Source organism: Dactylosporangium roseum, from assembly GCF_025264685.1.
GTDB lineage: Bacteria > Actinomycetota > Actinomycetes > Mycobacteriales > Micromonosporaceae > Dactylosporangium > Dactylosporangium roseum.
On the sequence record NZ_CP073721.1, the window covers coordinates 757,379 to 778,600 of the forward strand.

Annotated in this window: 23 protein-coding genes and 1 pseudogene; 13 read left to right on the forward strand and 11 right to left on the reverse strand. The window is 70.7% G+C overall.

Annotation, left to right across the window (positions count from 1 at the left end; translation table 11 throughout):
* Positions 1-508: 508 nt before the first annotated feature.
* The 3 genes from Drose_RS03460 to Drose_RS03470 form a co-directional block, all read right to left on the reverse strand.
* Positions 509-1,651, reverse strand: coding sequence for an Mrp/NBP35 family ATP-binding protein (locus tag Drose_RS03460; RefSeq protein ID WP_260726709.1), 1,143 nt, complete (start codon positions 1,649-1,651; stop codon positions 509-511).
* Positions 1,652-1,842: 191 nt separating this feature from the next.
* On the reverse strand, positions 1,843-2,463 hold the full coding sequence (locus Drose_RS03465) for a DUF1003 domain-containing protein (protein WP_260726710.1): 621 nt from the start codon (positions 2,461-2,463) through the stop codon (positions 1,843-1,845).
* Complete coding sequence (locus tag Drose_RS03470; protein WP_260726711.1) at positions 2,456-3,730, reverse strand: magnesium transporter MgtE N-terminal domain-containing protein; 1,275 nt, start codon at positions 3,728-3,730, stop codon at positions 2,456-2,458. The genes Drose_RS03465 and Drose_RS03470 overlap by 8 nt, the downstream gene beginning before the upstream one ends.
* A gap of 32 nt (positions 3,731-3,762) precedes the next feature.
* On the opposite strand from Drose_RS03470, the gene Drose_RS03475 reads away from it, so the two are divergent.
* Positions 3,763-4,620, forward strand: coding sequence for a PhzF family phenazine biosynthesis protein (locus tag Drose_RS03475; protein ID WP_260726712.1), 858 nt, complete (start codon positions 3,763-3,765; stop codon positions 4,618-4,620).
* Here the strand turns inward: Drose_RS03475 and Drose_RS03480 are convergent.
* Positions 4,566-5,540, reverse strand: coding sequence for a DMT family transporter (locus Drose_RS03480; protein WP_260726713.1), 975 nt, complete (start codon positions 5,538-5,540; stop codon positions 4,566-4,568). The genes Drose_RS03475 and Drose_RS03480 overlap by 55 nt on opposite strands.
* A gap of 110 nt (positions 5,541-5,650) precedes the next feature.
* Between Drose_RS03480 and Drose_RS03485 the strand changes: the two genes are divergently transcribed.
* The 3 genes from Drose_RS03485 to Drose_RS03495 are packed head-to-tail and all read left to right on the forward strand — an operon-like array spanning position 5,651 to position 7,425.
* Positions 5,651-6,346, forward strand: a complete 696-nt coding sequence (locus Drose_RS03485) for an HAD family hydrolase (RefSeq protein ID WP_260726714.1) — start codon at positions 5,651-5,653, stop codon at positions 6,344-6,346.
* Positions 6,343-6,933 (forward strand): AmmeMemoRadiSam system protein A, encoded by a 591-nt coding sequence (gene amrA, locus Drose_RS03490; RefSeq protein ID WP_260726715.1) that lies wholly within the window; start codon positions 6,343-6,345, stop codon positions 6,931-6,933. The genes Drose_RS03485 and amrA overlap by 4 nt, the downstream gene beginning before the upstream one ends.
* A gap of 12 nt (positions 6,934-6,945) precedes the next feature.
* The gene (locus tag Drose_RS03495) at positions 6,946-7,425 is read left to right on the forward strand and encodes a hypothetical protein (protein WP_260726716.1); all 480 of its coding nucleotides are present in this window, start codon (positions 6,946-6,948) and stop codon (positions 7,423-7,425) included.
* Positions 7,426-7,524: 99 nt separating this feature from the next.
* On the opposite strand, the pseudogene Drose_RS03500 reads toward Drose_RS03495, so the two are convergent.
* Positions 7,525-7,800 (reverse strand): annotated as a pseudogene (locus tag Drose_RS03500) (SDR family NAD(P)-dependent oxidoreductase); the annotation flags it as partial.
* A gap of 205 nt (positions 7,801-8,005) precedes the next feature.
* Here Drose_RS03500 and Drose_RS03505 point away from each other — a divergent pair.
* From Drose_RS03505 to Drose_RS03515, 3 genes are all read left to right on the forward strand, one after another.
* Positions 8,006-8,959: an HpcH/HpaI aldolase/citrate lyase family protein gene (locus Drose_RS03505; protein ID WP_260726717.1), complete on the forward strand. Its 954-nt coding sequence runs from the start codon at positions 8,006-8,008 to the stop codon at positions 8,957-8,959.
* Positions 8,960-9,012: 53 nt separating this feature from the next.
* Positions 9,013-9,921 carry an SDR family NAD(P)-dependent oxidoreductase gene (locus tag Drose_RS03510; RefSeq protein ID WP_260726718.1) on the forward strand — a complete coding sequence of 303 codons (909 nt, stop codon included), beginning with the start codon at positions 9,013-9,015 and terminating at the stop codon, positions 9,919-9,921.
* 238 nt (positions 9,922-10,159) lie between these two features.
* Complete coding sequence (locus Drose_RS03515; protein WP_260726719.1) at positions 10,160-11,359, forward strand: acyl-CoA dehydrogenase family protein; 1,200 nt, start codon at positions 10,160-10,162, stop codon at positions 11,357-11,359.
* Here the strand turns inward: Drose_RS03515 and Drose_RS03520 are convergent.
* From Drose_RS03520 to trxA, 4 genes are all read right to left on the reverse strand, one after another.
* On the reverse strand, positions 11,337-11,750 hold the full coding sequence (locus tag Drose_RS03520; RefSeq protein ID WP_260726720.1) for a CoA-binding protein: 414 nt from the start codon (positions 11,748-11,750) through the stop codon (positions 11,337-11,339). The genes Drose_RS03515 and Drose_RS03520 overlap by 23 nt on opposite strands.
* Positions 11,751-11,947: 197 nt before the next feature.
* The gene (locus Drose_RS03525; protein WP_260726721.1) at positions 11,948-12,658 is read right to left on the reverse strand and encodes a hypothetical protein; all 711 of its coding nucleotides are present in this window, start codon (positions 12,656-12,658) and stop codon (positions 11,948-11,950) included.
* 54 nt (positions 12,659-12,712) lie between these two features.
* On the reverse strand, positions 12,713-14,815 hold the full coding sequence (locus Drose_RS03530; RefSeq protein ID WP_390891318.1) for an intein-containing Rv2578c family radical SAM protein: 2,103 nt from the start codon (positions 14,813-14,815) through the stop codon (positions 12,713-12,715).
* Between the two features lie 73 nt (positions 14,816-14,888).
* The gene (gene trxA, locus Drose_RS03535; RefSeq protein WP_260726722.1) at positions 14,889-15,269 is read right to left on the reverse strand and encodes a thioredoxin; all 381 of its coding nucleotides are present in this window, start codon (positions 15,267-15,269) and stop codon (positions 14,889-14,891) included.
* 132 nt (positions 15,270-15,401) lie between these two features.
* On the opposite strand from trxA, the gene Drose_RS03540 reads away from it, so the two are divergent.
* Positions 15,402-15,791 (forward strand): thiol-disulfide oxidoreductase DCC family protein, encoded by a 390-nt coding sequence (locus Drose_RS03540; RefSeq protein ID WP_260726723.1) that lies wholly within the window; start codon positions 15,402-15,404, stop codon positions 15,789-15,791.
* A gap of 244 nt (positions 15,792-16,035) precedes the next feature.
* On the opposite strand, the gene Drose_RS03545 is transcribed toward Drose_RS03540, so the two are convergent.
* Positions 16,036-16,923: an MFS transporter permease gene (locus Drose_RS03545; protein WP_313899994.1), complete on the reverse strand. Its 888-nt coding sequence runs from the start codon at positions 16,921-16,923 to the stop codon at positions 16,036-16,038.
* Positions 16,920-17,354 carry a hypothetical protein gene (locus Drose_RS03550; protein WP_260726724.1) on the reverse strand — a complete coding sequence of 145 codons (435 nt, stop codon included), beginning with the start codon at positions 17,352-17,354 and terminating at the stop codon, positions 16,920-16,922. Before Drose_RS03550 ends, Drose_RS03545 begins: the two co-directional genes overlap by 4 nt.
* 328 nt (positions 17,355-17,682) lie before the next feature.
* Here Drose_RS03550 and Drose_RS03555 point away from each other — a divergent pair, with 328 nt between their 5' ends.
* From Drose_RS03555 to Drose_RS03575, 5 genes are all read left to right on the forward strand, one after another.
* Positions 17,683-18,177, forward strand: coding sequence for a MaoC family dehydratase (locus tag Drose_RS03555; protein WP_259861350.1), 495 nt, complete (start codon positions 17,683-17,685; stop codon positions 18,175-18,177).
* 19 nt (positions 18,178-18,196) lie between these two features.
* Positions 18,197-18,955 carry a DUF695 domain-containing protein gene (locus Drose_RS03560; protein WP_260726725.1) on the forward strand — a complete coding sequence of 253 codons (759 nt, stop codon included), beginning with the start codon at positions 18,197-18,199 and terminating at the stop codon, positions 18,953-18,955.
* 71 nt (positions 18,956-19,026) lie between these two features.
* A complete protein-coding gene (locus tag Drose_RS03565; RefSeq protein WP_260726726.1) occupies positions 19,027-19,677 on the forward strand; it encodes a hypothetical protein in 651 nt (216 codons plus the stop codon).
* Between the two features lie 103 nt (positions 19,678-19,780).
* Positions 19,781-20,404: a TrmH family RNA methyltransferase gene (locus tag Drose_RS03570; RefSeq protein ID WP_260726727.1), complete on the forward strand. Its 624-nt coding sequence runs from the start codon at positions 19,781-19,783 to the stop codon at positions 20,402-20,404.
* Between the two features lie 83 nt (positions 20,405-20,487).
* Positions 20,488-21,126: a DUF6758 family protein gene (locus tag Drose_RS03575; RefSeq protein ID WP_313899995.1), complete on the forward strand. Its 639-nt coding sequence runs from the start codon at positions 20,488-20,490 to the stop codon at positions 21,124-21,126.
* The last annotated feature ends 96 nt before the right edge of the window (positions 21,127-21,222 follow it).

Below are 21,222 nucleotides of genomic sequence, written 5' to 3' on the forward strand. Positions count from 1 at the left end.
CAGGCGCGATCAGGCGCGATCAGGCGCGATCCGCCACTTCGGGCCGCTCGATCTCATGATCATGGGAAAGATGTGGCTGCCCCGATAGCCAGATCTTTCCCATGATCATGGAGTTGCCCGGCCCGGAACGCGCCGCCTCGGGCCCAGTGGCGACCGCGATCGGCAGACACCCGCCCGCACGGGGCAATTGGCGTATAAAAGCGACAAATTCGGCAGGCCGGGCAACATCTGGAACTTCTATGTGGCCGCAACCGCGCCCCCCGCACGGTTCCCGAGTGGACCGGCCACGCGTGGTCGCGTCGGGTGCGCGGACGGCTGGGTGTCAGTGGGGGGCGCCCTGGGGTGAGCCAACGGCCGGGGTGGGCGGCCGGCGAAGGTGCCCAGCCATGGTAGGCCAGGGGCCGGGGACCGCCTGCACCGTCGGCAGCGTCCGACGCAGGACCGTCAGGGGGTGGGCGCTCCGCCCCGGTCTGGTCTGGTCTGGTCGGGTCTGGTCTGGTCGGGGTGCCTAGCGGCCGGCGGGCTTCAGGCCCAGCGGCCTGCCCACCAGGCTTTCCCGGCGGACGGCCAGCTTGTCGGCCACCACGCGGAGGGCGGCCGCCGCCGGGGCGTCGGGGGTCGCCAGGACCAGCGGCAGGCCGGTGTCGCCGGCCTCGCGGAGGCGGGTGTCGAGGGGGATCTGGCCGAGCAACGGCACCTGGGCGCCGACCAGGCGGCTCAGGGAGTCTGCCACCGTCTGACCGCCGCCGGTGCCGAAGATCTCCATCCGCTCGCCGGTCGGGAGCTCCAGCCAGGACATGTTCTCGACGACACCGACGACGCGCTGGTGGGTCTGGAGGGCGATCGAGCCGGCGCGCTCGGCGACCTCGGCGGCGGCGGCCTGCGGGGTCGTCACCACCAGGATCTCGGCGGACGGCAGGAGCTGCGCCAGCGAGATCGCCACGTCGCCCGTGCCCGGCGGGAGGTCCAGGAGCAGCACGTCGAGGTCGCCCCAGTAGACGTCGGCGAGGAACTGCTGCAACGCCCGGTGGAGCATCGGGCCGCGCCACACGACGGCGGCGTTGCCGGGCGTGAACATGCCGATCGAGATGACCTTCACGCCGTGTGCGGACGGCGGCATGATCATGGACTCGACCTGGGTCGGGCGGCCGTCGGCGCCGAGCATGCGGGGGACCGAGTGGCCGTAGATGTCGGCGTCGACCACGCCGACCGACAGGCCGCGGGCGGCCAGGGCGGCGGCCAGGTTGACGGTCACGCTGGACTTGCCGACGCCGCCCTTGCCGCTGGCCACCGCGTAGACGCGGGTCCGTGAGCCGGGCTGGCTGAACGGGATGACCGGCTCCTGCACGTCACCCCGCAGGCTCGTCTGGAGGTTTTTGCGCTGCTCGGGGGTCATGACACCGAAGTCGATCTCGACCCCGGTGACGCCTTGGACGGCGCCGACCGCGCGGGTGATGTCGGTGCGGAGCTTGTCCTTCAGCGGGCAGCCGGCCACCGTGAGCAGGATGCCGATCAGGGCGACGCCGTCGGGTCGGAGCGTGACATCGCGCACCATGCCGAGGTCGGTGATCGGGCGGCGGATCTCAGGGTCGTCGACGGTCGCGAGCGCGGCGGTGATCGCGTCCTGAACGGTGGTGGCCGGGGCAGACATGGCTGCCATGGTACGTCGGGACGGACGCTCACCCGGCACGGTGAGCGTTCCCGAGGAACGCGTCACAGCACCGGCAAGACCACCCGAAATAGGGATTCTGCAGGCGGCGGGGGTTGTCGTCGTACCGCGGCCGGTGCGACGATCGTTAGGACGCCGCGCGCCTAGCCCCTTGAGGCGCGCGGCGTAATGCTTCAGTGCGATCTGGACCGGCGCCGCGGCGGTTCCTGCGGCCCGTCGGAGTCCACCGCGTCGTCCCCCTCGTCGAGCGGCTCCTCCAGCCCGCCCGGCGTGCCCAGCGCGGTCGCCGTGTTCTTCGCCTTCTTGCGCTCCAGCTTCGCCCGCCGCTCCGCGGCCTCGTCCAGTTCCTCGCCCATCCGTGCCAGCTCGGAGCGCAGGAAGTCGCGGGTGGCCGTCTCGCCGACCGCGATCCGGAGGGCGGCGATCTCGCGGGCCAGGTATTCGGTGTCCGCCTTCTGCGCCGCGGCCCGCCGCCGGTCCTCGTCGGATGCGAGCCGGTCCCGGTCGGCCTGCCGGTTCTGGGCCAGCAGGATGAGCGGCGCCGCGTACGACGCCTGCAGCGACAGGATCAGGGTGAGGAAGGTGAAGGTGTACGGGTCGAAGCGCCAGCTCGGCGGGGCCAGCGTGTTCCAGGCCAGCCAGGCGACGATCACGACCGTCATGTAGACGATGAACTTCGCCGTCCCCATGGACCGCGCGAAACCCTCCGACCACCGGCCGAACGACTCGGGATCGAACCTCGGCAGCTTGATCCGGGCGACGCGCGGCTGGTCGAGCCGCCGCCGGTCAGCCACGGCCGCCACCCTGGAGCGTGATCGGCTCGGCGTGATCGCGGTCGCGCCAGTCCTCGGGCAGCAGGTGGTCGAGCACGTCGTCGACGGTGACCGCGCCGACCAGCTTGTCGTTGTCGTCGACCACCGGCATCACCACCAGGTTGTAGGTCGCCATCCGGCGGGTGATCTCGGCCAGGGTGGTGCCCGGGGCGAGCGGATCGATGTCGTTGTCGACCACGCCGCCGAGCAGGGCCGACGGTGGTTCGCGCAGCAGCCGCTGGAAGTGCACGACGCCGAGGTACCGCCCGGTGGGCGTGGCCATCGGCGGCCGCGTGACGAACACGCCGGCGGCGACCGCGGGGGAGAGTTGCGGCTCCCGGATGCGGGCCAGTGCCTCGGCGACCGTCGCGTCCGGCGCCATGACGATCGGCTCGGAGGTCATCACCGAGCCGGCGGTGCCGGGCAGGTAGTCCAGCAGCGCGCGCACCGGCGATGCCTCGTCGGGCTCCATGAGGTCGAGCAGGACCTCCTGCTCCGGCTTCGGCATCTCGGAGAGCAGGTCGGCGGCGTCGTCCGGGTCCATCTCCTCCAGTACGTCGGCCGCTCGCTGCGGCTCGAGCGCCGCGATGATCTCGAGCTGGTCGTGCTCGGGCAACTCCTCGAGCACGTCGGCGAGGCGCTCGTCGTCCAGCGCGGCCGCCACCTCGACTCGGCGGGTCTCGGAGAGGTCCTGTAGGACGTTGGCGAGGTCGGCGGGGCGCATGTTGTCGAGCACGGCCAGCAGTCCGGCGGTGCCCTGCTCCTCGGGCGACCCGGTCAGCCCGGAGACCTCGCTCCACTCAAGCTGGTTGAGGTGACCCCGGCGGGTGAGCCGCCTGGTGAACTCGCGGACCGCCACCCTGGTGAGTGACCACTCACCGGTGCGGTCGACCTCCATCGCCACGTCGACCACGGTGCCCGGGCGCTCGCTGGTGTTGATCGTGACGTGCCGGTCGAGGAAGTCCTCCAGCACCAGCAGCTCACCGGGGCGCTTCTCGAACCGCCGCAGATTGAGGGTGCCGGTGTTGAGCACCACGGCGTCGGGCTCGATCGCGGTGATCCGCCCGATCGGCAGGAAGATCCGCCGCCGCATCGGCATCTCGGCGATCAGGCCGACGACGCGGGGCGCCTGGTTGCCCGTCCGGGCGCGCGCGACCACGTCGCGCACCCGCCCGACCTGGTCACCGTTCGGATCGAACACGTTCAGGCCGGCGAGGCGCGCCACATAGACTCGCGGCGCAGTGCTCACAAGGATCAAGCCTACTGATTAGGCTTCGTTCCATGCGCATGGTGCGGTACTCCGTGGTCGACGTCTTCACCGACCGCCCGTTCACCGGCAATCCGCTCGCGATCGTGTTCGACGCCCAGGACCTCGCCGGCGAGCAGATGCAGGCGATCGCACGGGAGTTCAACCTCTCGGAGTCGATCTTCGTGCTCCCGCCGACCACGCCCGAGGCCACGTATCGGGTGCGCATCTTCACCCCGCAGACCGAGCTGCCGTTCGCCGGCCACCCGACGGTGGGCTGCGCGGTGACCCTGTTCCGCAACGGCGTGATCAAGGACCGGGACGTGGTCCAGGAGTGCGGTGCCGGGCTGATCCCGATCCACATCGACGACGTGCACCACAGCGCGGTCGTCACCGGCGGCCGGCCGACCGTCGGTCCGCCGCTCGATCCTGCGCCGCTGCTCGCCGCCGTCGGCCTCACCGCGGACGACTTCGTCGGTCCGGTGCCCCGAAGGGCCGGCTGCGGGCTGGAGTTCACCTACCTCTCGGTGACGGACGAGGCGGTCGGCCGGGTGGGCCCGCACCGGCCGGTCGACAACGTCAGCGTCTTCCACTGGGAGGCGGCGGACCGTCACGCACACGCCCGGGTGCTGGTGCCCGACGTGGGTGTCCCCGAGGATCCGGCCACCGGTTCGGCGGCGCTGGGCCTGGGCGTCTGGCTGGTGAGCTCGGGTCTGCTGCCGGGTGACGGGCTCAGCGCGTACCACATCAGCCAGGGCCTGGAGATGCGCCGTCCGTCGTCGTTGCAGTGCTCGGTGACCGCGCGGGGCGGGGCGGCGGTCTCCGCGACCGTCGCCGGTCACGTCGTGCCGATCGCCTCCGGCGAGATGACGGTGCCGCCGTTCGTCGGCTGACCCGGTGAGGACGGCGGGGGCGGCTCGCCGGGCTTGCGCCAGCGCGTGCCGAGCACCACGACCGCCACGCCGGCCAGCAGGATCCCGATGCCCGGCAGGGTGCGCGCGGCGGGCAGTTGGTCGAGGAGCAGCCACGCGATGAGCAGTGCGCCGGGGACCTCCAGCAGGAGCAGCACCGCGACCGTGGTCGCCGAGACCCGCCGGAGGGCGTAGTTGATCAGCGTGTGCCCCAGCAGTTGCGGGCCGAGGGTCATGCCGGCGATCGCCAGCCAGGTCCCCGGGTCGTAGCCGACCAGGTCCGCGCGGGTGACGAGGCAGGTGGCCACGAGCACGACGGCGCAGATCGAGTAGCAGATCGTGGTGTACGTCGTCGTGGCGATGCTGGCGCGGGCGCGCTCGCCGAAGATCGTGTAGCCGGCCGCGGCGACGCCACCCGCCAGTGCCAGGCCGTCGCCGAGGAGCGCCCGGCCGGACAGGTCGGGATCGGCGCCGGTGGCGATCGCGACGCCGGCCACCGCGAGCCCGATGCCGGCCCAGGCGCTGCGGGGAACATGGATGCCGCGAACCGCCGAGATCAGCGCGGTCCACACCGGTGTCGTGGAGACCAGCGCGACGGACATGGCGACGCTGGTCAGCTTCGCGCTCGGCACCCAGGTGCCGAAGTGCACGGCCAGGCAGAGCCCGGACAGGGCGCTGATCCCGAGCGTGCGGCGGCCCGCGCCGGGACGCAACAGGTCGCGCACCTCGAACCGGCGGCGGGTCAGCGCCACCGGGGCCAGGCCGGCGACCGCGATCGCGTTGCGCCAGAAGGCGATCGCGAGCGCCGGCGCGGCGGCGAACACGATCAGCGGCGCTGACGACGAGATCGCCATGATCGACACCACAAGTGCGGCGATGGTGGGAAGGCCGACCTGGCGCATACGTGAGATCTTGTCATTTTGGCGAAGCTGTCGCTGATCCGACACTTGTCGACCGCGGTCGACAAGTGTCGGATGTCGTCCGTCCGGTGGATGCGATAGGGGTCGTTGAGATGTTCCGGGCTGTCTGTTTTGACTACTTCAACACCTGTACAACGGCCGTCCGTCGAGGTGAGGAGCATCGGCGCACCGCGGAGGTGCTCGGCGTGGACCCGGACGAGTGGATCGCGCTGCTCGACCGGACCTTCGAGCAACGGGCCGCCGGCGGCTACGGCAGCGACTCGATGACGGGCCTGTGGCAGCTCTGCAAGGAAATCGGCGTGGAGCCGACCGAGACACAGCTCTGCCACGCGGTCGGCTTACGCCTGGCCGCCCTCCAGAGCGACGCGCCCTTGCGTCCGGCCACGATTCCGGTGCTGCGCGCGCTGCGATCCGCCGGGCTGGGCGTCGCGATCGTCAGCGACTGCTGGTTCGAGCTGCCCCATTTCCTGCCCCGGTCCCGGTTGGCGGGCCTGTTCGACGCGGCGGTCTACTCGTCGGAGATCGGACACACCAAGCCGCACCCGGCGATGTACCGCACCGCGTGCGCGCTGCTCGGCGTCGAGCCCGCCGGCTGCCTGTACGTCGGGGACGGCGGCAGCCTGGAGCTCACCGGCGCCGGCGCCTGTGGGCTGACCGCGGTCCGGCTCGTCGCCGACGACCTCGGCGACCACCTGACCTACAACGACGAGCCCGGCTGGTCGGGTCCGTGCATCGAGAATCTCGCCGAGGTCTTGGACCTTGTCGGGGCGCCTATGCTGGTGGCGTGACGGCGGCATTGTCGCTGACGGATGGCCGACTGCTCGCCCGCCTCGCCGCGGGCGCCGTCCGCGCACGGCTCGCCGGTGACCGTCTCGTCGTCCGGCTGCCCCAGGACAGCGCCCTGCACGCCGACGGCGCGTCGTTCGTGACACTGGAGCGGGCCGGGACCCTGCGGGGCTGTGTGGGCACCCTGGAGCCGGCCCGGCCGCTGCACCGCGACGTCGTGCGCAACGCGCTGCGCGCCATGAACGACCCGCGGCTGCCCCCGGTGACCGGCGACGACTGGCCGCTGCTCGACGTCAAGGTGTCGGTGCTCGGGCGCCCCGTGCGGGTGCCCACGCGCAGCCGGGAGGAGTTGCTGACCGCGCTGGTGCCGGGCGAGCACGGACTCATCCTCACCGACGGGCGGAGGCGGGCCACGTTCCTGCCGTCGGTGTGGTCGAAGCTGCCCGAGCCCGAGCTGTTCCTGTCGGCGCTGCTCAGGAAGGGCGGTTGGCCGCCCGACCGCTGGCCCCCGGAGGTGACGGCGTGGTGCTACGGCGCGACCGAGTTCCACGACCGGCCCCCACGCACGCCGTTGGGGCCTGACTCCTGATTGGATGGGGTCATGGACGCCCTGGTCGAAGAAGCCGCCAAGAAGGCCGCTGTCGCCTGGCTCACCGTGCCGGGCGCCGGGCCCGCCTACCTCGTCTGGTGCGCCTGGCTCGGCGGCTCGCTGCTCGTGGTCAGCGGCCCGGGCGAGCAGTCCGCACCCGGCCTGGCCGAGACGCCGACGGCGGACGTCACCCTGCGCGGCGACCACGGCGGCCGGATCGTCACCTGGCCGGCCACCGTGGCCAGGATCGATCCCGCCTCGCAGGAGTGGACCGAGCTCGTGCCGCAGCTCGCCGCCAAGCGCCTCAACGGCACCGCCGACCTCGCCGCCACCTGGGCGGAGCGGTGTGTGGTCAGCCGCCTGACCCCGGCCGGCGGCACGCACGACCTCCCCGACGACTCGCAGGCGGCTCCGCCGCGGCCGTCCAGCGCGACCCGGGTGCCGAAGCGCCCGTTCCGCCTCCACAAGGTCCGCGGCGCGACCAAGCGCTGAGCGCTTGCCCGCTCGGTGCAGGTCCGCCGGGTCGAGCGCCCCCATCGCGTGTGCGCCGGACGCCGTGTCGACGATCCGCCCGTTGCGCAACTGCTCCCGGAGCAGGTTGCTGAGCAGGAGGCCGGCCAGGCGGTTGGTCTGCGGCGTCGCCTCGAACCCGTCCTGGGTGACCACCCGGCCGGACACGAGACCACCCGCGTTGTTCGCCAGAACGTCGATCCGCTGGTACCGCTGGCGGAGATGATCGACGAGGACGTGGACGTCGTCGAGACGGGCGAAATCGCTGCGGTACGCCGGGGGAGTGCGCCCGCCCGACGCGTCGCGCACCGCGGCGACGGCGGCGGTGAACCGGTCGGGGTCGCGGCCCACGAGCACGACGTGGGCACCCCGGCGGCCATGTCGCCGGCGGCGGCCAGACCAACTCCGGAGCTGGCGCCGGTGACGACAGCCGTACGGCCGGTGAGATCTCCCACAGGAGCACTCTGCGTGCTCACGCGACGAGGCTACCGTGGCGTAGCTTGCCCTGAACCAACGCTAAGGCCCGCCAGACATCGATTGCTCGGAGCAAAGGAGCCCCGCCATGGCCGCCCTCGGACGCCCGCGCCGCTCGTGCCTCGCCGTTCCCGGATCGAGCGTGAAGATGCTCGACAAAGCCCAAGGGCTCCCCGCCGACCAGGTGTTCCTCGACCTGGAGGACGCGGTCGCGCCGCTGGCGAAGCCGGGGGCGCGCAAGAACGTGGTGGCCGCGCTCAACGACGGGGACTGGGCCGGCAAGACCCGCGTCGTGCGGGTCAACGACCTGACTACGCAGTGGACGTACCGCGACGTGATCGAGGTCGTCGAGGGCGCCGGTGAGAACCTCGACTGCATCATGCTGCCGAAGGTCCAGTCGGCCGGCCAGATCGAGTGGCTCGACCTCACGCTCACCCAGATCGAGAAGACGATCGGACTGCCCGTCGGCAAGATCGGCATCGAGGCGCAGATCGAGAACGCGGCCGGGCTGGTCAACGTCGACGCGATCGCCACCGCCTCGCAGCGGGTGGAGACGATCATCTTCGGCCCGGCGGACTTCATGGCGTCGATCAACATGAAGTCGCTGGTCGTGGGCGGGCTGATCCCCGACTACCCGGGCGACCCGTACCACTACATCCTCATGCGCATCCTGATGGCGGCCCGGATGCACGACCTTCAGGCGATCGACGGCCCGTTCCTGCAGATCCGCGACGTCGACGCGTTCCGCGAGGTCGCCAAGCGCAGTGCCGCACTCGGGTTCGACGGCAAGTGGGTGCTGCACCCTGGCCAGATCGACGCGGCGAACGACGTCTACAGCCCGGCGCAGGAGGACTACGACCACGCCGAGCTCATCCTCGACGCGTACGACTACTACACCTCCGAGGCTGGTGGGAAGCTCGGCGCGGTCATGCTCGGCAACGAGATGATCGACGAGGCCTCGCGGAAGATGGCCCTCGTCATCTCCGCGAAGGGGCGGGCGGCGGGCATGCTTCGTACCACGACCTTCACCCCACCGGCCTGAGAAAACGCGCGTCGCATTGCCCGGTGGCGGATCCGGCAGGCAGGATTTGCCCTATGGCACCCGATCTACGTTCCAGTGGACCCGCCGGCAAGGGCGGCCGGCGCGACGTGAGCCGACCGTCCTCGGCTCGGCGCACCCTGCGAGCCGTTCCGTCCAGCGGTCCCGAGCTCGCCGACGATCCCGCGGGTGAGGAGTCCATGACGACCGACCGGCTCGACGGCAGGGTCGCCCTGGTCACCGGGGCCGGCAGCCCCGACGGCATCGGCTACGCCACGGCCCGCCGCCTGAAATCGATGGGCGCCGCCGTCGCGATCGTATCCACCACCCGCCGGATCCACGACCGCGCCAGCGAGCTGGGCGTCATCGGGTTCGTCGCCGATCTCACCGTCGAGGCCGAGGTCGGCGCCCTGGCCGACGCGATCAGCGACCAGCTCGGCGGGGTCGAGATCCTGGTCAACAACGCCGGCCTGGCCAGCAAGGCGAGCCCCGAGGTGCTGCGTCCCGTCGCGCAGCTCACCTACGAGGAGTGGCGTGCCGAGATCGACCGCAATCTCACGACCGCGTTCCTGGTCAGCCGCGCCTTCGTCGGCGGCATGGCCGAGCACGGCTGGGGTCGCATCGTCAATCTCGCCGCGACCGCCGGCCCGGTCAACGCTCTGCCCGCCGAGGCCGGATACGCGGCGGCCAAGGCCGGCGTGGTCGGCCTGACGCGGGCCCTCGCGATGGAGCTCGTCGCCGACGGCATCACGGTCAACGCGGTCGCCCCCGGCATCATCCACACCGGTGCGTCGACGCTCGTCGAGCTCAAGCAGGGCTTCGGCACGCCGATGGGCCGCCCCGGCACACCAGAGGAGGTCGCCGCCACCATCGCCTTCCTCTGCTCGCCGGGCGCGTCCTACATCACCGGCCAGATGCTGGTCGTGGACGGCGGCAACAGCGTCCGCGAGGCCCAGTACCGCTGACCCCCCTTTTTTCGTGTTGATCATGCAGTTGTGGTGCCTGACAAGCCGGACATCGTGGGAGTGTCGCGGCACCACGACTGCATGATCAACGCCAAGGGCCGGTCGGTCGGTAACTCCTCCGCTTGAGAACCATTTCACAGGGTGATGTGGTCCGCTCACAGTGGTCGCACCCGCCGGCGACCGCGATACTGCCTGCGAACCCGCCAGTAACTTGTTGCTGACCAATCGGAGGTCGACAATGGCCCGCCTTGCCCAGACACCCGGTCTGACCGACGTGCAGCGATCGATCCTCGAAACCGTGCGGGAGTTCGTCGACAAGGAGATCATCCCGCAAGCCCAGCGGCTCGAGCACGACGACGTCTACCCGGCCGACATCGTCGACGGCATGCGTGAGATGGGCCTCTTCGGCCTGACCATCCCCGAGGAGCACGGCGGGCTCGGTGAGTCGCTGCTGACCTACGCCCTAGTCGTGGAGGAGCTTTCCCGGGGCTGGATGTCCGTCTCCGGCATCGTCAACACGCACTTCATCGTGGCGTACCTCGTCAGCCACCACGGCTCGCCCGAGCAGAAGGCGGCGCTGCTGCCGCGGATGGCCGCCGGCGAGGTGCGTGGTGCGTTCTCGATGTCCGAACCCGGCTGCGGCTCCGACGTCGCCGCCATCCGCACCAAGGCCGTCCCCGACGGCGACGACTACGTCATCAACGGGCAGAAGATGTGGCTGACCAACGGTGCGTACTCGTCGGTCGTCGCCACGCTGGTCAAGACCGACCTCGGCGCCGAGTCGGTGTACGGCGAGATGACGACGTTCCTGATCGAGAAGGAGCCCGGCTTCGGCGAGACCGCGCCCGGCCTGACGATTCCCGGCAAGATCGAGAAGATGGGCTACAAGGGCGTCGAGACGACGGAGATGGTCCTCGACGGCGTGCGGGTGCCGGCGACCGCGGTCCTGGGCGGCGCCGCGAAGGCCGGCCGCGGCTTCTACCAGATGATGGACGGCATCGAGGTCGGCCGGGTCAACGTCGCCGCGCGCGCCTGCGGCATCTCGATCCGGGCGTTCGAGTTGGCCATCGCGTACGCGCAGCAGCGCCAGACGTTCGGCGCCCCGCTGGTCAAGCACCAGGCAATCGCCTTCAAGCTCGCCGAGATGGCGACGAAGATCGAGGCCGCGCACAGTCTGATGGTCAACGCCGCCCGGCTGAAGGACGCCGGACAGCGCAACGACGTCGAGGCCGGCATGGCCAAGCTCCTGGCGTCGGAGTACTGCGCCGAGGTGGTCCAGGAGGCCTTCCGGATCCACGGCGGCTACGGCTACTCCAAGGAGTACGAGATCGAGCGGCTGATGCGCGAGGCGCCGTTCCTGCTCATCGGCGAGGGCACCAGCGAGATCCAGAAGACCATCATCAGCCGTGGACTGCTCAAGGAATACGGGGCCCGGTGATCGCGTGCACCGCCCGGATGACGGCGATGCAGGTGTCCTCGAGGAAGTCGACCCCGGCGGCCTCGGCCAGCGCCCGGCCCTCGGGCGAGAAGATGTCCTGCTGCAGCCAGATCGCGGGCGCGCCGATCGCGAGCGCCTCCTTGACCACCTGCGTGGCGTCCTCCGACGGCCGGAACACGTTGACGACGTCGACGGGCTCGGGGATGTCGGCGAGCGTCCGGTAGGCCTTCACGCCGAAGATCTCGTCGGTGAACGGGTTGACGGGGATGACGCGCCACCCGTGGCGTTGGATCGAGAGTGGTACGGAATGTGCCGTCTTCGTGTGGTCCCGCGAGGCCCCGACGACAGCGATGGTGGTGGCTTCCCGCAGGATCTGTTCCGCGCTACGCATGAGCGAAACGGTATCTCGGCCCGGCGCCGATCCGCCCTTTGCCGGCCCGGCCCCGCATCGCGGGCACGACGAGACAGGCGACTGCGAGGTCGTGGCCGGCCTCGGCGGCGGTGAGCCGGAACGGCGGCTGGGACGTCCAGGCGGGCCGGGCCGGCGGTTCGGGGCGTCGTCGCCGGTCGTTGATGAACCGGTTGAACTCAGGTGAGCTGGAGGGCGAGCGCGCCGCGCAGGCGGTCGAGCTCCTCCGGCGTGCCGATCGCCGCCCGATGCTCGGGGTGCGCGAGATAGCTGTGGATCGACAGCGACAGGAACCACAGCGACACGTCGAGCGGCACGGTCTGCCCCGGCCGGAAGGCCTTGATCCGCCGCCCCCGCACCAGCTCCGGCCGGGCCAACGTCCACTGCGGACTGTCGTGCCCGGCCTCCAGCGCCGCCCACGGCACAAACGTGCGGCCACCGTCGATCGCGATCCCGTCGGCGGTGAGCAGCAGCGGCCCGCTCCGGAGCATCCGGTGGAGCATCAGGGCCAGGGCGGTCGCGTTGAACACCAGGATCGCCCAGGCCGTCGCCGGCACGACCCGGCCCGGCACCCGCAGCCCGTTGACCGCCATCAGCACGAGCGCCGCGCTGAGCAGCCCGTTGAACAGGCACTGCCGCCGGTAGTTCGGCCGCACCGCAAAGGCAGCCCGCCCGTCGTGCCCGACCAGCCGAAACGTCGACGGCCCCCGGTTGCTGCGGGTTAGCTGCACCAGCCCGACCACGATCCCGAGCGTCGTCAACGGCTGTAACACGATCAGCAGTGGCAGGAACGCCTCCGGGGAGTCGGCCACCACGACCACACCGACGGCCGCCCCGACGGCGACCGGCGGCCCCAGAAGCAGCAGATAGTCGCCGGCACGCGCCCCCATGCGGCGAACCCTAGCCAACGAAGCTGACCGTTAGCTGACCGTGAACCTTCGGTTTCACAGCAATGACAGTTGCTCGGCGATCACCGGTTCCCGACGCGTCCGCCGCTCATACCGTTGCTGCCCGCGCTGCTGTGCTGCCCACCCGGTCGTCCGTGTCGCCTGCTCGCCACCGTGCCCTGCCTGGTCGACCGGGTGCGCGCCCCCGGTGCCCGAGTCCGTGCCGCCGGTCGAGGGCGTGCGGGTGGTCCCGGTGCCGCCGGTCGGCACACCGTGGCGGCGCGCCGCGAGCCGCACCCGCGCGGCGACCTCCCGCTGATACGCCTGGGGGGCGTAGCTCCCGTCGCCGTACAACTCCCGGTATCGGGGCGCCAGACGCGGATGCTCCCGCGCCAGCCAGGCCTGATACCACTCCCGGGCACCGGGCCGCAGGTGCAGGGCGAGCGGCACGACGCTGGCCGCCCCCGCCGAGGCCAGCGCGGCGACCGTGGTGTCGATCGCCTCGGGCGTGTCGGTCAGGCCGGGCAGGATCGGCGCCATGAGCACGCCGACGGAGAACCCGGCGTCGGTGAGGCGGCGCACCACGTCGAGCCGCCGGCGCGGGCTGGGCGTGCCGGGCTCGACCGAGCGCCACAGTGTCTCGTCGAGGAAGCCGACCGACATCGAGATGCTCACACTCGTCACCGCGCGGGCCTGCTGGAGCAGGTCGAGGTCGCGGGCGATCAACGTGCCCTTCGTCAGGATCGAGAACGGGTTGGCGTGGTCGCGCAGGGCCGCCAAAATGTCGCGCATGAGCCGATATCGCCCCTCGGCACGCTGATAGCAGTCGACGTTGGTCCCCATCGCGATGCGGTCGCCGGACCACCGCTTCGACGACAGCTCCCGCCGCAGGATCTCGCCGGCGTTGACCTTGACCACGATCCGCGTGTCGAAGTCGTGGCCCGTGTCGAGGTCGAGATAGGTGTGCGTGTTGCGGGCGAAGCAGTTGTGGCTCACGACCCCGTTGGCGATGAAGTCGCCGGTGCCGGTGGTGATGTCGAACATCGGCACCTCGAGGCCGAGCGGCTCGATGGCCGTGACCCGCAGCGTTTCGTCGCCGCGAACCAGATCGCCGACGGCCGTGCCGGTCGCGGCGGCGGGGGCGAACAGCAGCCCGAACCGGACCCGCTCGCGGGTGCCGCCGAGGACGCACACACCGTCCGGCCCGACGTCGGGCCGGTCCGGACGGTCGGTCGCGAAACCGAGGACCGCCAAACACTCGACCAGCCAGTCGACGACCGCCTTGTCGACGGCGTGGAACCGCGGCATCCCGCCGACGAGCGCACCCACCGCGTCGAACAGACCGGCGACGAATCCCTGCCGCCACGCGCGGGTCGGCACCTCGGGCCAGCCGAGGACGGCGCTGGCGTCGCGGACGCTCGCACCCGCGTATTCCCGGTCGTCGGCGGCCATGGCGTGCAGCCCGCCGCACTCGGCGGCGTATCGCTGCGCCCGCCGCAGCGCCTCGTCGACGACCGGACCGGCGTGGCCGTCGCCGTTGACGAAGCCACACAGATAGCCCCGACGGTATTCGGGACTCTCCGCGGGTCGCTCGGGCAGTGCGCCGAATCCGGTGAGCCGGTTGGCGGTGGTGAGGTGCGGGCGGCGGCTGCGCCCGTGCCGAGCTCCGGTGGCGTGCTTCCAGCCGCGGTCGGAGAGGAATCGGTGATCGCCCGACGCCACGAGCGTGGTGCCGTCGGCGAGGGTCACCCGGTGCGCCGGCTTGACGGTCGACCAGTGGGCGTGGACCCGGGTCGTGACATATCGGCGGAGGCGGCCGTCGCGCACCGTGCCGACGACCTCATCGCCGACCGCCAGCTCGGCCAACGGCCTGGTCGTGCCGTCGGCCATGAGGATCGAGGTGTCGCCGGTCAGGCAGTAGACACACGCGTGTGAGCAGCCCCGGTAGGGGTTGATCGTCCACTCGAACGGCACCCGGGAGGTGCCCGGCACGCGGTTGACCAGGGACTTTGCCCGCACCTCATAGAACGTGACGCCGCGGAACTCCGGCGTGTCGAAGGTGCGGGCGACGGCCCCGGGCAGTGCGAGTGGAAGCACTCGCGCCTGCCCGGTGTCACCGGTGCCGGGACCGCCAGTCGCCTTCAGGTTGTCCCATCGCACGGGTTCATCCGAACATACGTACGAACAGAATACAAGCGCCCTGGGTCAGGGCTGACTCAGGGCGCTCGAACGGTTACGCTTCGGCGGTCTCGGTGGCGGCGGCCTCGGCGACCTTCGCGCGGACCTCGTCCATGTCCAGGTCGCGCGCCTGCTGGATCAGGGACTCGAGCGCCTGCTCGGGCAGTGCGCCGGGCTCCGAGTAGAGCGCCACACCGTCGCGCACGATGAGCAGGGTCGGGATCGACCGGATGTTGAACTCCAGGGCGAGCTGCTGCTCGGCCTCGGTGTCCACCTTGCCGAAGGTGATGTCGGGGTTCTTCTCGGACACCCGTTCGTACACCGGGGCGAACCGCTTGCACGGGCCACACCAGTCCGCCCAGAAGTCGACGAGGGCGATCCCCTCGCCGCCGACCTTCTCGGCGAAATTCTCAGCGGTCAGGTCTACGGTTGCCATGCTTCCTGCTCCGATCCTTCTGGGGCATCGCGTCGGGTACGCACGGTTGCAACCACGTACCCCTTACCGGCATTCCCAACCGGTGGCCGGGCTCACCGTGGCGGCGCGGGCCGGATGATCCATGATTGGCATATGGACCGGCCGACCTTTCTTTTCGATGGTGACTGCGCCTTCTGTTCATCATGCGCCCGCTTCATCGAGAAGCGCATCAGGCCGGACGCGGATGTCGTGGCGTGGCAGTTCGCCGACCTCGACGCGCTCGGGGTGACCGAGGAACAGGTGAGCTCCGCCGTGTACTACGTGGCCGCGGGCCGACCGGTGACCGCCGGACCGGTGGCCATCGCCGACCTGCTGCGTCGCGCCTCGGCGCCGTGGCACCTCGCCGGCGCGCTGCTGGGACTCCGTCCGGTCAGCGCGGCCGCCTGGCCGGTCTACCGCTGGGTGGCCCGCAACCGCCACCGCATGCCCGGGGGCACCGCGGCCTGCGCGCTGCCCCCGAACCACCCGGCCCGCGCGGCCTGAGCCCGGCCCGCCAGCGCTGCCGACCGGCGCGCATTCCGCCGCAATCCGCTGCCATACTGCTCGATCCCATGATCATGGGATTGATACGGCTGCCCCGACAGCCACATCTTTCCCATGATCATGAGATCGAGCGGTACGCGCGCCGACTGAACGCCTCCGAGACCGAATTGTCGGTCTTGCTCGGTTGGCAGGGTCACGGGGCTGAACTCACGGCTTGACCCCTGGCTGCACAAATGCGCCACGATCATGAAACTGGTCGCCGCCGTACCGTTTCCGGTGCGGGCTCGGCGGCCGGGGCGGCTGCGGTGCGGCGGAACAACCGGCGGACCCATGCGACCGGGGTAACCTTCTCCAGCGGCAGGAAGCTCGCCATCGCCACCTGGTGCGGGATGAACGAGATGGTGATCAGGCTGAACGTCATCAGGTGGAACAGGTAGAAGCCCGCGATCATCGCATACCGCAGCTTGGGCTTCAGCACGAACACCAATGGACTCAGCAGCTCGAAGCCCATGATCCCGAACTGGCTGACCACCGTGAATCCGGGAATGCCGAGCAGCCAGTGGGCCAGCGCCGTCCCGCGCCGGATGAACGACCTGGTCAGCGTGGCCCCGGTGAACCAGGCCAGCCCGCTGTCGCGCAGCTTCGCGACCGCGGCCAGGAAGTACGTGCAGATCACCCCGATCTGCGTCATCCGCAGCGCGAATCCGCCGGCCTCGGTGGTCGCCGTGTCGCCGTGGCGCGCCCGGCCCGCCGTCGGCAGTGCGGCCAGCGCGATGAGCAGGCCGAACCGGTCGTGGTCGATCTTGCCGTAGCTCATCGCGACGACCATCCACTCGAAGTACAGGACAAAGACCGTCCAGCCGAGCAGGCGGTGCGCACGGCCCGTCGCCGCCAGCAGCGACAGCGGGATCAGCGCCCAGAAGACGGTGTTGACGATGAGCTGGGTCGGCGTGGGCAGGTGCAGGAGCTTGCCGACCTCGAGCGGCTGGTACAGGTTGCCGGGAAGGTCGCCGTGCGAACGGATCCAGCCGCTGAAGAAGGCCACGTCCAGGGCGACGAACCCGTAGATCAGCGTGCGGAACGCCGCGATGCGTCCCTTCGGGACCGGTGCGAAGAGCCACTTCGTGATCACGGCCGCCACCTCGCCAGTACGACTTCCGTGATCTGCCCCGTCGGTTGCGCGTTGCGCAGGTGGTGCCGCTCCTCGACGATGTCGACCTCGACCAGCGGAGGTTTGCCGGGGTTGCGCGCCGCATAGGCGTCCTGGATCGAGCGCAGCAACGACGGGTCGGCCTTGAACCGCTCGATCTGCGACTCGATCTCGGCCCGCCGCACACCGGCGTTGCGCTCGTTGAGCTCCATGCGCCGCCCCGTGGCGTCGACGCCGTCGGTGCGCAACACCAGGATCGGCTCGTCGGGCGGGTCGGCGTTGGAGAACTGGCGCATCGGCGCGAACGGGAACCACCAGTCGTTGCCCACGGTCGAGCCGAGCAACGTCAGGGCGCCGAAGACCAGCGCGGCAACCAACCGTGCCGCGCGCCCCCGTGTCGTCAACCGTTCCATCGGCGCCAGACTTTACCGTCCGGTACCAAAAGCGAACTCCCCGGTCCGAAGAACCACTCACGCTCTGTAGTGAGATGGGAACCACAATCCGTAACGACAGCGCTCAATGGAGGTCTCGTTTCGGTAACTGTGACTTGCGTCTCTATACGGAGCGTTGCCAAGGGCGGGGGAGCGGACCAAGATACTCAATCACAGAGCGTGGGCGGCGGGCGCCAGGGAGGGCCCCGCCGCTCACTGCGTTTCTCACACTTGCCGGCTTTCCCTACCCGCCTCCCGTTCGGGCCTGCATGCTGCGGACCAACGACAACGTTGTCTGGAGGGGTGCGAGATGCAGTTCGGCCGCTACTTCGAGGAGTTCGACATCGGCGCGGTCTACCGGCACTGGCCGGGCAAGACGGTCACCGAGTCGGACGATCACCTTTTCTGCCTGCTGACGATGAACCACCACCCGTTGCACCTCGACGCCCACTACGCCGAGACGTCGACGCACTTCAAGCGCAACGTGGTCGTCGGCAACTACGTCTATTCGATCCTGCTCGGCATGTCCGTGCCCGACGTGTCCGGCAAGGCGATCGCCAACCTCGAGGTCGAGTCGCTGCGACACACCGCACCGACCTTCCACGGGGACACCATCTACGGCGAGACTGTGGTACTGGACAAGCGCGAGTCGGAGTCGAAGGACGACCGCGGTGTGGTGACCGTGGAAACCAAGGGCTACAAGCAGGACGGCACACTCGTCTGCGTCTTCCGGCGCCGGGTGATGGTGCCGAAGAAGTCGCACGCGGGTCCGGAGCTGCCGAGCTTCCCGGAGCCGAAACCGTAGTTCGTCAAGGAGGACGGCTGTGGGGTTGCTCCGCAGGCTGCTAGGGCGGGAACAGGCGTGGGCCGAGCGCTGGGCGGTGTACCCGGGCGAGGTCGGCGGCCATCTCGCGATGTACAACATCGACCTCGGCGCGGTGGAGGCCGCCCCGGTGGCGCGGCTGCCGCAACGGCTGGACGTCGAGTTCCGGTACAAGGGTGAGGGCGCCACCGGCATGCCCGACGCTTCGGAGTTGGCGTCCATCCACGCTTTGGACGAGGCGGTCCGTCAGTTGCTGAAGTCCGTCCACGGCGCGCTGGTCGGGCGGGTGCTGTCCGGCAACACCGGCCGGATCACCGGATACCTGCCCGAGGGTGCCGCCCCGCCGCCGCTCGCCGAGGTGTCCGGCCTGACCCCGGAGTCATCCCTTGTCTCCGACCCGGGCTGGACCCGCGTCCGGGATGAGCTGACCCCCGACGCGTGGCAGCGCAACATCATGGACGACAACCAGGTGGTGCAGGAGCTGGAGGCGCACGGCGACCGGCTCAGCTCGCCGCGGCCGGTCGAGTTCCTGGCGTACTTTCCGGATCCGGAGCGTGCGGAGGCCGCCGCGGAGGAGCTGCGCATCGACGGTTTCGCGGTCACCGTGGAGCGCGGCGACGAGGGAGACTTCGTGTTGCAGGCGATCCGCCGTGACCCGGTCGAGCCGCCGGCCCTGCACGAGGCGACCTGGAAGGTTCGCGGCATCGTGGAGCGCCACGACGGCCTGTACGACGGCTGGGGCTGCATGGTCCAGGCCTGACCGGCCGGGCCAGTCCATCATTTTCCGTTTGTCGGAGGATTTTCGGCATAGGCTCGATATGGGAGGTCGCCATGCCCAGCAAGCCCGCGCCGAGCCCCGCGACGCCGAAGCCCAGGACGCCATGCTCCGCGACGTCCGCCCCGGCCGACCCCGCCGGGCACGGCTCGCCGGTCGGTCCCGCGGCCGGCGACGCCACAGCGGCAGCCTCGGCCGTTTCGCAGCCGATGCCCACCGGGACCGGCGGGGCCACGGCGCGTTCCGCCATGCGGATCGATCTGCCGCTGCGGCGGTGGGAGTGGGATCTGCTCGTACGGCTGCCGAGAAGCGTCCTGCTCGCCGCCTGCGCCGGGCGGGCGGACGTCGACGCGGTGGCCGGGGTCGAGGCCATCGCCGCTGGGCAGCGGTCCCGCGCGGTGCTTGTGCGCGGGGTCGTCGCGGCCATCTTCGCCGAGCAACTCACCGACAACGACCTTGCTCCAGAAGCTTCGGACCAGGCGGCGGTACTGGCTGACTGCGCGTTCGCCACCGGCCTCCTGACCGAGCGGCTGGGCGCGGACGTCGCCCTCGCCTACGGCGAGTGGCTCATGGACATCGCCGCCAGCGTCGGCCGGATCGCCTGGTATCCGGACGTCGTCCGGCTCGGCGGCAGCACCGTGCCCCTCGCCGAGCGTCGTTTCGTCAACGAGATCGGCCACGAGCTGGCACGGGCCCTGCGCCGCTGAACCCCGGCGCCGGGCACCGCCCCGGGACGCCGGCCGGGTGGGCTGGTCAACCCTTCTCATCCGGCCGGCCTCCAGCACAGGCCGCAAGGTACCGTCACCGGAAATGGACGCGGACATCGAGCTCGCCGTGGGCGTGGGGCCCTGGGAAGGTCCCTGGCCGTCCGAGCCGCACTACGACCCGCAGTTGCTCGCCGAAGGCGATCGGCGCAACGTCGTCGACCGGTACCGCTACTGGCGCCTCGACGCGATCGTGGCCGACCTCGACACGCGGCGCCACGGGTTCCACGTCGCGATCGAGAACTGGCAGCACGACCTGAACATCGGGACCGTCGTGCGCAACGCCAACGCGTTTCTCGCCGCCGAGGTACACATCGTCGGGCGGCGGCGGTGGAACCGGCGCGGTGCCATGGTCACCGACCGCTACCAGCACGTCCGCCACCATGCGACCGTCGAGGAGTTCCTGGGCTGGACGCGGGCGCAGGGGCTGCCGCTCATCGGCATCGACAACCTGCCCGGCGCGCGGTCCCTGGAGCACGCCTCGCTGCCCGAGCGCTGTGTGCTGCTGTTCGGGCAGGAAGGGCCCGGTTTGTCCGAGCCGGCCCGGCGGGCCTGCGTCGCCGTGTACTCCATCGCGCAGTTCGGTTCGACGAGGTCCATCAACGCCGGCGTCGCCAGCGGCATCGCCATGCACGCATGGATCCGGGAGCACGGCGCGCGAAACCAGTAGCCGAAGGTGCTCCAACTGGACCGAATTGCCCTTACCGTGGGTATATGGGCGTCGCAGTAAGCTGTCCCCGTTGTGGCGGTCCGGTGCGGCCGCCGGACCTCATGCACTCGGAGTGGCGGTGTGACGACGACGGGGCTGTCCTGCCGTTGCACGTGGCTCACCACATCGGACCGGAGATCGTCGAGGCGGCCCGAGCGAAACTCCTCGCCGCGGCGCAGCGGGCGGGGATCCGCCCGACGCCGCTGTGGTGTCCGTGGCCGCTGCCGAGCGGCTGGACGGTCACCGGGGTCGGGCTGGTGGGTGACGAGCGGTCCGGCGTGCGCGCGACGGCCGTGGCCTGTAGCGGGCCCGGCCCGGTCGAGCGCGGCCCGGCCGACTGCGTGATCGTCGCCGAGGAGCCCGGCGTGGGACTGGGCAACCGGTTCGCCGGCATGCCGGGCACCGATCCGGGGCCGTTCTTCGAAGGAGACCTGGCGACCACGATCGCGCACGCGAAGGTCCGCGCGGCCGGCTGGCCGACGCCGCTGTGGATGACCAAGTCACCCGACGACCGCACCGCCTACGTCGGCGAGGCGATGGGCATGTGGCTCTACTTCGTGACCTGGCCGGCCGCGGCCGGATATCTCCTGGAAGAGGAGATCGACCTGCACGATCTCACCGAGGATGTGCCAACCCATCTCGTTTTCGGCGCGCCGTCGCCCTATCTTCACGGGAAAGCGTAGACGGGCGCGACTAGGATCAAGGTCCGAGTCGATGTCGGCGCGGCAGAGCTTAACCCTATGCCGTGCAACTGATACGCTGAGTTCGCCGCGACGCGG